Origin of the sequence: Rhodococcus sp. SJ-3, from assembly GCF_051918125.1 — a bacterium.
In the GTDB taxonomy this organism is placed as follows: domain Bacteria; phylum Actinomycetota; class Actinomycetes; order Mycobacteriales; family Mycobacteriaceae; genus Rhodococcus.
Genome location: NZ_CM123306.1, coordinates 26,593 through 40,550, shown reverse-complemented (window position 1 = coordinate 40,550; position 13,958 = coordinate 26,593). Strand labels below are relative to the sequence as shown.

General features: G+C 65.0%; 11 protein-coding genes. 10 read left to right on the top strand and 1 reads right to left on the bottom strand.

All coding sequences use genetic code 11. The features are described 5' to 3' along the window. Positions 1 to 27 precede the first annotated feature (27 nt). The 6 genes from ACTDXD_RS00170 to ligA are packed head-to-tail and all read left to right on the top strand — an operon-like array spanning position 28 to position 7,268. Positions 28 to 849 carry a GNAT family N-acetyltransferase gene (locus ACTDXD_RS00170; RefSeq protein WP_440125228.1) on the top strand — a complete coding sequence of 274 codons (822 nt, stop codon included), beginning with the start codon at positions 28 to 30 and terminating at the stop codon, positions 847 to 849. Further along, on the top strand, positions 846 to 1,736 hold the full coding sequence (locus tag ACTDXD_RS00165; RefSeq protein WP_440125227.1) for a lysophospholipid acyltransferase family protein: 891 nt from the start codon (positions 846 to 848) through the stop codon (positions 1,734 to 1,736). Before ACTDXD_RS00170 ends, ACTDXD_RS00165 begins: the two co-directional genes overlap by 4 nt. A gap of 41 nt (positions 1,737 to 1,777) precedes the next feature. Then, positions 1,778 to 3,016 (top strand): cysteine desulfurase family protein, encoded by a 1,239-nt coding sequence (locus ACTDXD_RS00160; RefSeq protein WP_440127825.1) that lies wholly within the window; start codon positions 1,778 to 1,780, stop codon positions 3,014 to 3,016. After that, the gene (mnmA, locus tag ACTDXD_RS00155) at positions 3,013 to 4,104 is read left to right on the top strand and encodes a tRNA 2-thiouridine(34) synthase MnmA (RefSeq protein ID WP_440125226.1); all 1,092 of its coding nucleotides are present in this window, start codon (positions 3,013 to 3,015) and stop codon (positions 4,102 to 4,104) included. The genes ACTDXD_RS00160 and mnmA overlap by 4 nt, the downstream gene beginning before the upstream one ends. Then, positions 4,101 to 5,129 carry a methionine synthase gene (locus ACTDXD_RS00150; protein WP_440125225.1) on the top strand — a complete coding sequence of 343 codons (1,029 nt, stop codon included), beginning with the start codon at positions 4,101 to 4,103 and terminating at the stop codon, positions 5,127 to 5,129. The genes mnmA and ACTDXD_RS00150 overlap by 4 nt, the downstream gene beginning before the upstream one ends. A gap of 36 nt (positions 5,130 to 5,165) precedes the next feature. Next, the gene (gene ligA, locus ACTDXD_RS00145; protein WP_440125224.1) at positions 5,166 to 7,268 is read left to right on the top strand and encodes an NAD-dependent DNA ligase LigA; all 2,103 of its coding nucleotides are present in this window, start codon (positions 5,166 to 5,168) and stop codon (positions 7,266 to 7,268) included. A 20-nt stretch (positions 7,269 to 7,288) separates the two neighbouring features. Here the strand turns inward: ligA and ACTDXD_RS00140 are convergent, their stop codons facing one another. Continuing rightward, positions 7,289 to 7,930 carry a hypothetical protein gene (locus tag ACTDXD_RS00140; protein ID WP_440125223.1) on the bottom strand — a complete coding sequence of 214 codons (642 nt, stop codon included), beginning with the start codon at positions 7,928 to 7,930 and terminating at the stop codon, positions 7,289 to 7,291. Positions 7,931 to 8,117: 187 nt separating this feature from the next. Here ACTDXD_RS00140 and ACTDXD_RS00135 point away from each other — a divergent pair, with 187 nt between their 5' ends. The 4 genes from ACTDXD_RS00135 (at position 8,118) to ACTDXD_RS00120 (ending at position 13,730) form a co-directional block, all read left to right on the top strand. Further along, a complete protein-coding gene (locus tag ACTDXD_RS00135) occupies positions 8,118 to 9,398 on the top strand; it encodes an amidohydrolase family protein (RefSeq protein WP_440125222.1) in 1,281 nt (426 codons plus the stop codon). A gap of 91 nt (positions 9,399 to 9,489) precedes the next feature. After that, positions 9,490 to 10,272, top strand: coding sequence for an ATP-binding cassette domain-containing protein (locus tag ACTDXD_RS00130; protein WP_440125221.1), 783 nt, complete (start codon positions 9,490 to 9,492; stop codon positions 10,270 to 10,272). Between the two features lie 3 nt (positions 10,273 to 10,275). Further along, positions 10,276 to 12,261 (top strand): YhgE/Pip family protein, encoded by a 1,986-nt coding sequence (locus ACTDXD_RS00125; protein WP_440125220.1) that lies wholly within the window; start codon positions 10,276 to 10,278, stop codon positions 12,259 to 12,261. A gap of 86 nt (positions 12,262 to 12,347) precedes the next feature. Next, the gene (locus ACTDXD_RS00120; protein WP_440125219.1) at positions 12,348 to 13,730 is read left to right on the top strand and encodes a glutamate decarboxylase; all 1,383 of its coding nucleotides are present in this window, start codon (positions 12,348 to 12,350) and stop codon (positions 13,728 to 13,730) included. Positions 13,731 to 13,958 lie beyond the last annotated feature (228 nt).

Sequence of the window (13,958 nt, the reverse complement as noted above, 5' to 3'; positions counted from 1 at the left end):
GCCGCACCGCCGCGCTACACCTGCACCATGACCACATCAGCGGTGCTGTCACACACGCGAGAATCCACGGTTCCGGTGCTGTCCGGTCCGCGATACTCCCTGAGCATTTCCACCGAGGCACACCACCGGGAAGCCGCGCAGCGACTACGGCGCCGAGTGTTCGCCGCCGAACCCGGCTTCGCACTACCCGCGGACGGCAGCGACCTCGACGCCGACCCGTTCGACGACTTCTGCGACCACCTCCTCGCGCACGAGAGCCGCACCGGCGAACTCGTCGGTTGCTACCGGATGCTGCCGCCGCGCGCGGCGTTCGAGGCAGGCGGCTACTACACCGCCACCGAATTCGACCTCACCGCCCTCGACCCCTACGGTCTGCGTGCCGTCGAGATGGGTCGCGCGTGCGTCGATGCAGCCCACCGTTCCGGATCCGTCCTGACGCTCATGTGGGCCGGGATTCTTCGCTACCTGGAGCTGACGGGCCACGATCGGGTCATCGGTTGCGTCTCGGTGCCGATGCAGCTCCATCCCGGCGAGGCTGTGGGAGCAAACGTCCGGGGTGTGCGCGACATGGTGCTCGAACGCCACGGCATCGAGCCGGAACGACGGGTCCGTCCCTTGAACCCGGTGGCCGTCGACGGTCGATGCCTCGACGAAGTCGACGAGCCCGCGCGAGTGACCGTTCCGCCGCTCATGCGCGGATATCTACGACTCGGTGCCCGGATCTGCGGTGAACCCGCACACGATCCCGGCTTCGGCGTAGCGGACTTCGTCGCAATGCTGAGCCTGCACGACGCGAACATCCGCTATCTCGACAGACTTCGGAGCGCCGCGGAAAGCAGCGAAGCATGACCGCACGCGCGCACGCGTGGATGCCGGCGAGCCCCTGCGGCGAGGGTTGTCTCCCCTCGGCGTCACGTCGCGTCGCGTGGCCGACCGTCGTCATGCGTGCCTTCAGCGTCGTGGTGCTCCTCGCCTGTGCCCCGATTCTCGCAGCGACCCGGCTTGCCCCGGCCTCTGCGCGAGAGGCGGTCCTGCGCGCGGGCGCCCGCGGTCTGCTGCGGTGCGTGGGAATGCGCGTGACCGTCACGGACCTTCGTGACAGGCGCGGGTACGAGGGGGGACTCCTCGTCGTGGCCCCTCACGTGTCGTGGGTCGACGTGCTGGTGATCATGACCGTCTCTCCAGCGGGGTTCGTGGCTCGCGCCGACCTGCTGGACTGGGGCACCCTCGGGTCGCTGGCGCGGCGAATGCGCGTGATTCCCATCGAACGCGAACGCCTGCGTGCTCTGCCCGGTGTCGTCGACACCGTCCGCACGCGATTGGAAGCCGGTGAGCGTGTCGCGGTCTTCCCCGAGGGGACGACCTGGTGTGGTCGCGCCTACGGGGGGTTTCGATCGGCGCTGTTCGAGGCCGCCATCGATGCGGAGTGCCCGGTGCAGCCGATCGGGTTCGCTTACCTGGACCACACCGGCGTGCGGACCGCCGCGCCTGCGTTTGTGGGTGAGGAGACGATCGGAGCCTCGATCGCCCGGCTCGTGCGCTCACGCGGGTTGGTCGCGTCGGTGACGGTTGCACCGCTCGAGTGGCCGGGCTTCGATCGTCGCGACCTCGCTGCCCGGTGTGAACGGGCGGTACGGTCGTCCGGACGGGACGGCGCCCCGCACCTGGTCCGGACAGCAGTGCCCGAGCAGACGCCGACCGCGGACACGGAGGTGAGCGCACCGTCACCCAGGTGACCGCAACAGTCGCCCGATCCACCGGCTATCCTGGATCGGTCATGACCTTGCCCGCCGCCGGTCCGTCCGGCACCTCGAAGACCACCGTCTATCTCGACCACGCCGCGACCACGCCCATGCTGCCCGCGGCGATCGAGGCGATGACGGAAGTGTTCGCGACGGTCGGAAACGCATCGTCCCTGCACGGTTCCGGCCGTGCGGCCAGGCGTCGTATCGAGGAGGCCCGCGAGTCGATCGCGGCGGATCTCGGTGCGCGTCCGTCGGAGGTGATCTTCGTCTCGGGCGGCACCGAGGGCGACAATCTCGCAGTCAAGGGCATCTACTGGGGCCGGCGCGCGCAGGACGCGCGGCGCCGCCGCATCATCGCGAGCGCCGTGGAGCACCACGCCGTGCTCGACGCCGTCGAATGGCTCGTCGAACACGAGGGCGCGGACGTGACCTGGCTGCCCGTCGACGAAGTCGGGCGCGTGGATCCACGCACATTACGAGACGAGCTCGAGGCCCACGCGGACGAGGTCGCACTCGTCACCGTCATGTGGGCGAACAACGAGGTCGGCACCGTGATGCCGATCGCCGGGCTCGCTGCGGTGGCCTCAGATTTCGGTATCCCGATCCACAGCGATGCGGTCCAGGCGGTGGCGCACCTGCCTGTCGACTTCGCGGGGAGCGGGCTGTCGGCCCTGACGGTGGCTGCGCACAAGTTCGGCGGTCCTCAGGGCGTCGGCGCGCTGCTGCTCGGCAGGCAAGTGCCGTGTGTGCCGCTTGCGCACGGTGGCGGCCACGAACGAGATGTGCGGTCCGGGACGCAGGACGCCGCGTCGATCGTGGGCATGGCCACCGCGCTTCGTCACGCCACTGCCGAATTGCCTTCGCGCACCGCAGAACTCGAATCCCTACGCGGCGCGCTCATCTCCGGTGTCGAACGGGTCGTTCCGGACGCGGCGCTCAACGGGCCTGTCGGCGCCGATCGGTTGGCGGGTAATGCGCATTTCACCTTCCCCGGGTGCGAAGGCGATTCGCTGTTGATGTTGCTCGACGCCGCCGGGATCGAATGTTCGACGGGTTCGGCATGCACTGCTGGTGTGGCGCGGGCGAGTCACGTGCTGGTAGCGATGGGGTGCGACCCTGCAGTATCGCGCGGATCCTTACGTTTCTCGTTGGGACACACTACAACCCAAGATGATATCGATGCTCTGCTCGCGGTGCTGCCGCAGGTGGTGGAGCGGGCGCGCGCCGCCGGGATGGCGAGCGTCGGCGGACGAGGAGGTGACCGAGAATGAGGATTCTTGCGGCAATGAGCGGCGGTGTGGATTCGGCGGTTGCCGCGGCCCGTGCTGTCGATGCCGGACACGAGGTGGTCGGCGTGCATCTGGCGCTGTCCGCGGCGCCGGGCACGCTGCGTACCGGCTCGCGCGGGTGCTGCTCGAAGGAAGACGCGGGGGATGCACGCCGCGCCGCTGATGTGCTCGGGATCCCGTTCTATGTATGGGATTTCGCCGACCGCTTCAAAGAAGACGTGATCGACGATTTCGTTGCCGCCTACGCGGCAGGTCAGACTCCCAATCCGTGCCTGCGCTGCAACGAGAAGATCAAATTCTCGGCCTTGGCGGATCGTGCTGTCGCCCTGGGCTTCGATGCGGTCGCGACCGGTCACTACGCGCAACTCGCCGACGGTGTCCTGCGTCGCGCAGTCGACACAGACAAGGACCAGTCGTATGTACTGGCAGTGCTGACCGCCGGACAGCTCTCGCGTGCGATGTTCCCCGTTGGAGACACCCCGAAGGAGCAGATCCGTGCAGAGGCCGCGGAGCGTGGCCTGGCGGTGGCGAACAAGCCGGACAGCCACGACATCTGCTTCATTCCGTCCGGCGACACCCGTGCCTTCCTCGGGGCGCGGATCGGTGTCCGACCGGGTGCTGTGGTCGACGCAGACTCGGGTGACGTTCTCGCAGAACACGAAGGGGTGCACGGCTTCACGATCGGCCAGCGTAAGGGGCTCGGGATCGCGGGCCCCGGTGCCGACGGCCGCCCTCGCTACGTCACCGAGATCGAACCCGAGACCGGCACCGTGAAGGTGGGAAGTGCCGAACGCCTGCAGGTGTCGTCGATCCGGGCCGAACGGGCAGTGTGGACATCGGGTTCCGCGCCGGCCGGACCGATCGAATGCGTCGTGCAGGTCCGTGCGCACGGCGGTCTCGCGGCAGCGGTCGCCGAAGACGTCGCCGGCGGCATCGACATTTCGCTTCGCGAACCCCTGACCGGTGTCGCGGCAGGCCAGGCTGCAGTTCTCTATCGACCGGACCCGGCCGGCGACATGGTCCTCGGGAGCGGCACCATCGCAGCGACCCGAGCGACCGGAGACCAGTGACGGCAGCGCGGGAACACGTGAACCCCTGGGCAGGCCTGGCCACCGGAATCGGCTCATGGCCGGGCACCGACGCTCGTGAGGCCGCCGCGGTGATCGTCGGGGAACTCCCTGCACTGCCGCACCTCGTGGAACTGCCTGCGCGGGGACTCGGTGCCGACATGATCGGTCGTGCGAGTGCTCTGCTCGTCGACATGCACCTCGACACCACCACCACCGGCTACCGCCTGCGCGCCGGGCGTGGTGCAGTCGCACGTATCGCCGAAGACCTGATGAAGCAGGATCTCGACGCATTCGAGGAAGCGTGGGAGCTTGCGGGCGCCGGCGCCGATCGCACCGTCAAGGTGCAGTCGATCGGCCCGTGGACTCTTGCCGCGCATGCCGAGCTCGCGACAGGTAGACGTGCTCTCGTCGACCGCGGGGCGGTTCGCGACCTGTCGGAGTCCTTGGCCGAAGGTGTATCGCGGCACTCGGCGGAGCTCCACCGGCGTCTGGGCGTCTCCGTCGTCGTTCAGATCGATGAGCCTGCCCTGCCCGCGGTACTCGCGGGCACGCTGCAGGGGCGCACCATGCTCGAAACCGTACCTGCCGTGCCGGAACCAGAGATTCAGCACGTTCTCGATACGACGCTCGGCGGCCTCGGCTCCCCGGCGGCGGTGCATTGCTGCTCGGGCAGGCTTCCCGCAGACCTGCTCCGGCGCAGCGACGCAGCAGCCGTTTCGTTCGACCTCGCGCAGCTCACACGCGCAGAGCTCGACCCAGTGGGAGAACTGCTCGACTCGGGCACCATTTTGTTGATGGGCCTCGTTCCGACGGTCGCCCCGGAGAAGACTCCGACCTGGAGGGAACTGGCCGAGCCCGCCGTCGCGTTGATCGACCGGCTGGGATTCCCGCGCACGACGCTACGGTCGGTGTCGGCGTCGCCGGCGTGCGGTCTCGCCGGCGCCGACCCCGTCTGGGCCCGCACGGCGCTCCGGTTGGCGAGCGACATCTCCGCAGCATTCTTAGAAGACCCCGAATCGCTCTGACAGGTTCGTCGGTCCCCTCGACTACGCTTGCAAGCTGTGAGTGAACCGACGGACGTGGCCCACACAGCTCCACCCGAAGTGCGCGAGCGCTGGCAGCAGCTCGCAGAGGAAGTGCGGGAGCACCAGTTCCGCTACTACGTGCGCGACGCCCCGATCATCTCCGACGGTGCGTTCGATCAGCTGCTCGGGCAACTCAACGCGCTCGAAGACGAGTACTCCGACCTTCGCACCCCTGATTCGCCCACCCAACTGGTCGGTGGCGGTTTCGCCACCGATTTCACGGCGGTCGATCACCTCGAACGCATGCTCAGCCTCGACAACGTCTTCGACGAGGACGAACTGCGCGCCTGGCTTTCCCGCGTCGAATCCGAGGCGGGATCGAACCTGCACTACCTGTGCGAGGTCAAGATCGACGGCGTCGCACTGAACCTCGTCTACGAGGACGGACGGCTCGTTCGTGCAGCCACGCGTGGAGATGGACGCACCGGCGAACTGGTCACGCTCAACGCCATGACGATCGACTCCATCCCGGAACGACTCACCGGCACAGACGAATATCCGATTCCGTCGGTCCTCGAGGTGCGCGGAGAGGTGTTCTTCCGGCTCGAAGATTTCCAGGCCCTCAACGCCAGCCTCGTCGCGGAGGGAAAGCCGCCGTTCGCCAACCCCCGGAACTCGGCTGCGGGGTCGTTGCGACAGAAGAACCCGGCGGTGACGGCGAAGCGCCGACTCGGCATGATCTGCCACGGCCTCGGCCGGATCGAAGGGTTCCGTCCTGAGTCCCAATCCGATGCCTACGATGCGCTCGCGGCCTGGGGGCTGCCCGTCTCGTCGCATACCTTGCGGGTGACCGGCGCCGACGCGGTGATCGAACGGATGAAGTACTGGGGCGAGCACCGCCACGACGTCGAACATGAGATCGACGGTCTCGTCGTGAAGATCGACGAGATGGCACTGCACCGTCGCTTCGGGTCGACATCACGTGCTCCACGCTGGGCGATCGCCTACAAGTATCCGCCCGAGGAGGTCACCACCAAGTTGCTCGACGTCCGGGTCAGTGTCGGGCGCACCGGGCGCGTGACGCCTTTCGCGTATATGGAGCCGGTCACTGTCGCCGGGTCCACGGTGTCGCTCGCGACTCTGCACAATGCGTCCGAAGTCCGACGCAAAGGTGTCCTGATCGGCGACACCGTCGTGCTGCGCAAGGCCGGGGATGTGATCCCGGAGGTGCTCGGGCCTGTGGTCGACCTTCGCGACGGCAGCGAACGCCCATTCGTGATGCCCAGTGAGTGCCCCGAATGCTCGACCCCCCTGGCCCCGGCAAAGGAGGGCGACGTCGACCTCCGCTGCCCGAACCAGCAGTATTGCCCGGCCCAGCTGCGCGAGCGAGTCTTCCATGTGGCAGGCCGGGGTGCCTTCGACATCGAAGCTCTCGGGTACGAGGCGGCGACGGCCTTGCTCGAATCCGAGGCGATCGGAGACGAAGGCGACCTGTTCTCGCTCACCGCCGACGATCTGATGCGCACATCGATCTTCAAGACCGGCAAGGGTGTGTTGTCCAAGAATGGCGAGCGTCTGCTGCAGAACCTCGCCAAAGCGAAGGTGAAACCGCTCTGGCGCGTCCTCGTCGCACTGTCGATCCGGCATGTGGGGCCCACCGCGGCCCGAGCCCTGGCCACCGAGTTCGGGAGCCTCGACCGAATCCGGTCGGCATCCCTCGACGAACTCGCCGCGGTCGAAGGTGTCGGCGGAACCATTGCCGCTGCCGTCGTCGAATGGTTCTCCGTCGACTGGCACGTGGCGATCGTCGACAAATGGGCTGACGCCGGCGTCAGCATGGAGGACGAGCGCGACGAATCGATCGAGCGCACCCTGGAGGGAATGTCGATCGTGGTAACCGGCACTCTCGCGGGGCTATCACGCGACGAGGCAAAGGAAGCGATTCTCGCGCGGGGCGGGAAGGCGGCGGGCTCGGTATCGAAGAAGACCGCCTTCGTCGTGGTCGGTGATAATCCGGGATCCAAAGCCGACAAGGCGTCGGATCTGGGCATCCCGATTCTGGAGGAGGACGCATTCCGTGTCCTTCTCGAGCAAGGGCCCGGGGCTGTCCTCGGTTCGCCCGACGACGCCGCAACCTGATCCCGGCGGCCGACGGGTCGTCACGTGGCCACTGATCGCGTCGGCTCGGGTGCGTCCTGCCTGCCGAGGAAGACGGCCGACGCAACAAGGAAACACAGCGCACCGACGAAGGTTCCGATATTGGCGAGGCTCGGGTCGAGGGTGTTGCCGGTATCGAGGACGAACGACCCGGCCGCGGACACACCGAAGGCGATGGACCCGAGCATATTGAGCCATACGCTCTGCCAGTTCTTCGACCGCGGTGACCAGTAGGATTTCGCACGCCACAGGATCAGCACGGCGAGCGCGCTCGAGACGAGAAAGCACAGCGACCCTTCGAGATTCGGGTTCCACACCAGATGCTCTTCGCCCTTGACGGTGTGCGCGTGCAGAGCTGCTCCGGTGCTCACATTGAACAGAAGAGTCCCGAGGAACTGGACCAGCGCCGAGAGCCATTCGGCACGAATTCCGATGCCCTGCTTGTCCGACACGGTCGCGGCGCCGCTGAGCATCAGCTGGACGAACGCTGCGCCTGTGAAGAACCACGAGCCGACGAAGAACGAAGTATTTGCACCCGCGGTTCCCAGCGCACTCGAAATTCCCGGCGCGGAACCGAGCGCGAACAGAAATGCGCCGGCAACGAATCCCCAGGACTGCACGCGCAAGGTCGGGCGGATCAGCATGGCGGCAGTGTAGAACACTGCGCTGTACGACACGCGGAGTATCAGGAGTCCTGACTGGGGCCGAAAGTCCCTGTTCGGGAAAGGTTCTCCGCGGAGAGTGGGTTGAGGGTGAAGTGGAGGGGTGAATTCCTCGTGTGGCCGGGTGGATCGGCCGCACGCCGGGGATGTGCGGATTAGCGTCCGGCTCATGACGGCAACCCCGGATTCCGATAAACGTCTGCTATTCCGCAATGTTCGCGTGTTCGACGGTCACTCCGGTGACTTGCTCGGTGGCGATGTGCTGATCGACGGAGACGTCATCAGCGCGGTGTCCGAGTCGCCGATCGGCGATGAACCGGGTCGCGATACCGTCGTCGTCGACGGGGCGAATCGAGTGCTGATGCCGGGGATGAGCGATGCTCATGTCCACCTCGTCGGCAACGCCAATTCGTACGTCGACATGGTGATGGGGTCCGAGGCTCATATCGCCTTGAACGGGCTCGCGGAGGCGAAGAACATGTTGCACCGAGGTTTCACCGCGGTGCGGGACATGGCGGGTGATACCGCGAGCATCAAGTCGGTGATCGACCGCGGTCTGTTCGAAGGGCCGAGGATCTACCCTTCCCAAGCGGCGCTTTCGCAGACCAGCGGGCACGGTGACTTCGGGTTTGTCTACCAATGTCCGACAGTGTTCGGTGGTGATCAGAGCCGCGCGGAGCAGATCGGGTTCATGCGGGTCGCGGACGGAGAGGATCAGGTTCTCGCCGGCGTGCGAGAACAACTCAAGAAGGGCGCATCCCAGATCAAACTGATGGTCGGTGGTGGGGCGGCCTCGATGTACGACCCCCTGTACACGGTTCAGTTCATCGACAAGGAACTTCGGGCCGCGGTGAATGCGGCGACCGACTACGGCACATATGTAGCGACGCACGTATACAACGTCACCGGGATCCGGCGGGCGCTCGCGGCGGGCGTCCGGTCCATCGAGCACGGCCATCTCGCGGACGAAGAGACCATCGCGCTCATCGCGGAAAAGGAGGTGTGGTTGTCGATGCAGCCGTTTGCGCTGGGCGACCACCACTATCCCGACCCCGATCGCGCGGAGAAGGACCGGGAGATCTGCACCGGTGTGGACCATGTCTACGAGTGGGCGAAGAAGCACGGTGTCAAGACGGCGTGGGGCACCGACCTCCTGCTCGAGCCGCAGATCGCTCCTCGGCAGAGCGAGATGGCAGCCCGGCTCGGTGACCACTACACCAACCTCGAATCCCTGAGAATGCTGACGTCGGGGAACGCGGAACTGTTCCGCCTCGCCGGTGAGAGGGACCCGTACCGGCGGGCCCCGTTCGGGGTGATCCGCAAGGGTGCGTGGGCCGACGTTCTGCTCGTGGACGGAAATCCTCTCGATGACCTGACTCTGCTGGCAGACCCCGAGAAGAATCTGTCCGTGATCGTCAAGAACGGCCGGATCGTCAAAAGCCTGCTCTGAAGCCGGGGGCTCGGTACGTGGCGTCGTTCGCGATGGCACGGTCGGGCAGGTCCGGATATCGATCAACATTATGCGGAATGTGGGATGAGCTTTGGCCGAAACGAATCTCGAAGAATCCGGAGCCGAGGAGTACGACGATCCCGGTGCGTTCGACGTGGACCGGTCCGAATGGACGCACATTCCGGGCAGTCTCGTGTCCGCGCGAGCCATCGAACTCCACGGTCCGTGGGGGCACGTGTTCGGCCCCCTCGACCTGGATATCGATCAGGGTGGTGTGACGGTGGTGGCGGGGCAGGCCGGCGCCGCGCGCACGGCGCTGCTCATGGCATTGTGCGGGAGGATGCGGCTGACGCGGGGATCTCTTACCGTCCTCGGTTTCGAGAACAAGCCGACGAAGGTGTTCGCCCGTTCTGCCATCGCCTGCATGAACGAACTCGACGAAGTCCAGCCGTCCGTCACCGTGCGTGATCTCGTGACCGAGCAGAAACGCTGGAACTCACCGTGGTACAAGTTCGTTCCGCGCGTGGACGAGAAGGGCGTCGCTGACATGTGCTCGGAAGTTTTCGGTGATGTGCCGATTCCACCGCTCAACGCGTTCGTCGACGATCTGCCCGAGATTGCGCAGCTGCTGCTGCGCATCGCGGTCGCCAATACCCATCGACCGCCCCTTCTGGTGGTGGGGCGGATCGACAAGGTCGCCGATGATGCAGAGCGCGAGACCTTGCTGGAGCGACTCGTCGCGCTCGGAGAGCGACAATCGGTGATCACCGCCGATGTGAACCCGCAGAAGCCGGATTCGGGGGTGCGGGCTGTGGTCGACCTGCACGGACTCCTCGGCCCAGGCGACATCGGCGTCATGACCGAAGGCAGGTGACCGATGCTCGCAGGTATTTCCCTCGGTAGTGATTCGAAACGGTATTTCCGCGGCACGATGCCGCGTATCGCAATTGCGACGATCATCCTCATGCCGCTCCTCTACGGCGCCATGTATCTGTGGGCCTTCTGGAACCCGTTCGGTGCGGTCGACAAGATTCCGGCCGCGATCGTCAACAACGACACCGGACTATCCGCAACGGGCGAGCAGATCGACGCGGGTGATCAGGTAGTCAAGTCGCTCATCGCGTCCGGGCAGCTCGATTTGAACGAGGTGTCGGAGAGCGACGCGGCCGATGGTCTGGCGAGCGGAAAGTACTACTACACGATCACCATTCCCGAGAACTTCACCGCGGCAGTGGAGTCGCCGAACGGCAGCAGTCCCGAAAAGGCCAATCTGACCTTCACTTTCAACGATGCGAACAACTACCTGGCCACGATCATCGGACAGGATGCGTCGGAGCAGGTGATCGGCCAGGTCAACTCGACGATCGGCGCACAGGGCGTCGGGCAGGTGCTCACGGGGCTGGAGACTGCAGGCTCGGGCCTGAAGCAGGCCGCCACCGGCGCAGGCACACTCGCATCCGGGATCGACACCGCGAAGGAGGGAGCAGACCAGCTCGATGCGGGCGCCACCGAGCTCGCTGACAACATGGTGACCGCGCGCGATGGCTCCGCACAACTGGCTGCCGGGGCGAACCAGCTTGCGACTGCGATCGACGGGGTCACCGATCCCCTTCTGAGCACTCTCGACAGTGGTGCGTTGGTGAACGTCGGTAGTCAGGCATCCGACCTTCGGGCATCGATCGTCGCGCTGGAGGACCGGATACCCCGGCCGGCGCAGGCAACCGCGGGGGCCGCGGTTCAACAGATCATCGACATCCTCGGACAGAGTTCGGACCCGATCGTTGCGCAGGCCATCGCCGCGTTGACGCCGATGACTGCGCAACAGGCCGTGGACGACACCGAGGCGTTACGTGCCGAGATCGTGCGGCTGCAAGGCGACGCCGTCGCCCTCGAGTACCAGCTGAACGATCCGAGCAGCCCGCTGCGCAGCGGCCTGGCGCTTCTTCAAGACGGTGGTCTCGCATCCGACGTGCGTCAGTTGCAGAATGGTGTCAACGAGTTGAATTCGGGTGCAGCAACGCTGCATTCGGGATTGATTCAGCTGACCGACGGAAGTGTCCAACTGTCGGGCGGTGCCGGTCAGCTCTCCTCCGGAATGGTAGAACTGCAGTCCGGCTCGCATGAACTTGCGGATGCGCTCGCCCAGGGGGCGCAGCAGGTACCGAGCTGGACCGATCAACAACGCACTGCGACGGCCGACACATTGTCGACGCCTGTCGCGCTGCAGCAGAACACGACCAACGAAGCATCGACGTTCGGCACCGGATTTGCTCCGTTTTTCCTCTCGCTGGCTCTGTTCGTCGGCGGTATCATCACATGGATGCTGCTGACTCCGCTGCAGTCCAGGCCGACAGTCGCCGGTGTCGGGCTGTACCGGACGGTGCTGGCGTCGTACTGGCCCGCGCTGCTTGTCGGCGTGCTCCAGGTGGTGGTCATGTACACGGTGGTGCATTTCGGTGTCGGGCTCGATGTGAAGCACGTTGTGGGAACGGTGCTGTTCTTGATGCTGGTGTCGGCGACCTATTTGGCGATGATCCAGGCGTTCAATGCGGTATTCGGAGTTGCGGTCGGACGTGTCGTCACCCTGGCATTCCTGATGCTGCAACTTGTGTCCGCCGGTGGCATCTATCCCGTGCCGACCACGGCGACACCGTTCCAGTACATCCATCCGTTCGATCCGATGACCTACACGGTCAACGGGTTGCGCCAGCTCACGGTGGCCGACCAGATCGATTCTCGCTTGTGGATCGCGACTGCCGTCCTCACAGGGATCCTGCTCGTGTCCTTGTCAGCGAGTGCGCTGTCCGTTCGACGTAATCGTCGCTACACGATGGAAAGGCTCTACCCGCCGATCGAGGTCTGATCGGAAAGTGACCGGTTCAGACGAAATCCAGTTCACAACAGGCATCGAATCGCACAGATCTTCGATGCCGAGTATCGGAGGAAGAGATGTCAGATCACATTGCTGCCCCGTCGGAGACGCTTGCGCCCGCATACACAGGTCGTCTCGGAACCGACCCGATTCCGGCGCTACGGCTCCCGAAGACGGAGACCGAGCCCGAGGCGGCCTACCGGTTCATCCACGACGAATTGATGCTCGACGGAAGCTCGCGCCTGAACCTGGCGACATTCGTGACCACGTGGATGGACCCACAGGCCGACCGTCTCATGGCGGAAACCTTCGACAAGAACATGATCGACAAGGACGAGTACCCTGCTACGGCAGAGATCGAGACCCGCTGTGTGAATATGGTGGCGGCACTCTTCCATGCCGAGGGTCTGTCCCCGACGGATCCGACGTCGGCGACCGGCGTCTCGACCGTGGGATCGTCCGAAGCCGTGATGCTGGCAGGCCTTGCGCTCAAATGGCGGTGGAGGCAGGCACGAGACGCGGCGGGCAAGGACTCCACCAAGCCCAATCTGATCATGGGCAGCAACGTTCAGGTCGTCTGGGAGAAATTCTGCAGGTACTTCGACGTCGAACCCAAATACCTGCCCATGGAGGCGGGTCGGTACGTCATCACTCCGAAGCAGGTTCGCGATGCCGTCGACGAGAACACCATCGGTGTGGTGGCCATTCTCGGGACGACGTTCACCGGCGAACTCGAGCCGGTCGCGGATATCGCTGCAACGCTCGATGAGATCGCTGCGGACGGCGGACCGGATGTCCCGTTGCATGTCGATGCGGCAAGTGGAGGCTTTGTGGTCCCGTTCCTGCATCCGGAGCTGGAGTGGGACTTCCGCCTTTCCCGTGTCGTCTCGATCAATGTCAGCGGCCACAAGTACGGAATGACCTATCCGGGAATCGGATTCGTGGTCTGGCGGTCGAAGGAGCATCTACCGGAGGATCTCGTGTTCCGGGTCAATTACCTCGGCGGGGACATGCCGACATTCACACTCAATTTCTCCCGCTCCGGTAACCAGGTGGTCGGCCAGTACTACAACTTCATCCGCCTGGGGGTCGCCGGCTACACCCAGATCATGGAATCGCTGCGGGACACCGCATTGATGCTGTCACGCGAAATCTCGGGAATCGACGACATGGAGATCATCACGGATGGGTCGGCGATACCCGTCCTCTCATTCCGACTGGTGGGTGATCCGGGATTCACGGTCTTCGACATCTCTCACGAACTGCGTGCCCGTGGTTTTCAGGTTCCCGCATACACCATGCCCGCCGATGCTGAGGAAATTGCTGTGTTGAGGGTGGTCTTGCGGGAGGGTTTCAGCCGCGACCTCGCATACAAGCTTGCCGTGTCGATCAAGGATGTGGTCGAGCATCTGCGTGCCGGGGTGGGTACGGGACACACCGCAACGGGTTTCGCGCACTGATCGTCGGCGCGGGGAGGTCATTCGCATTGTTGCCTTCCCGCGCGTCGGTATCCGCTGTGAGGAATCCGGTGTATCAGCCGGGTGAATACGTTCGATATCGGCCGCGAGCAACCGGATTTCCACATTCGCCCCGTATCACAGCAATTCTTTGTTATTGTTGTTACGCTTTACATAAGCTCGGTTACGGAATTGAAGATGCGGGCCTGTGGTGGTGTTACGCACCTTCTG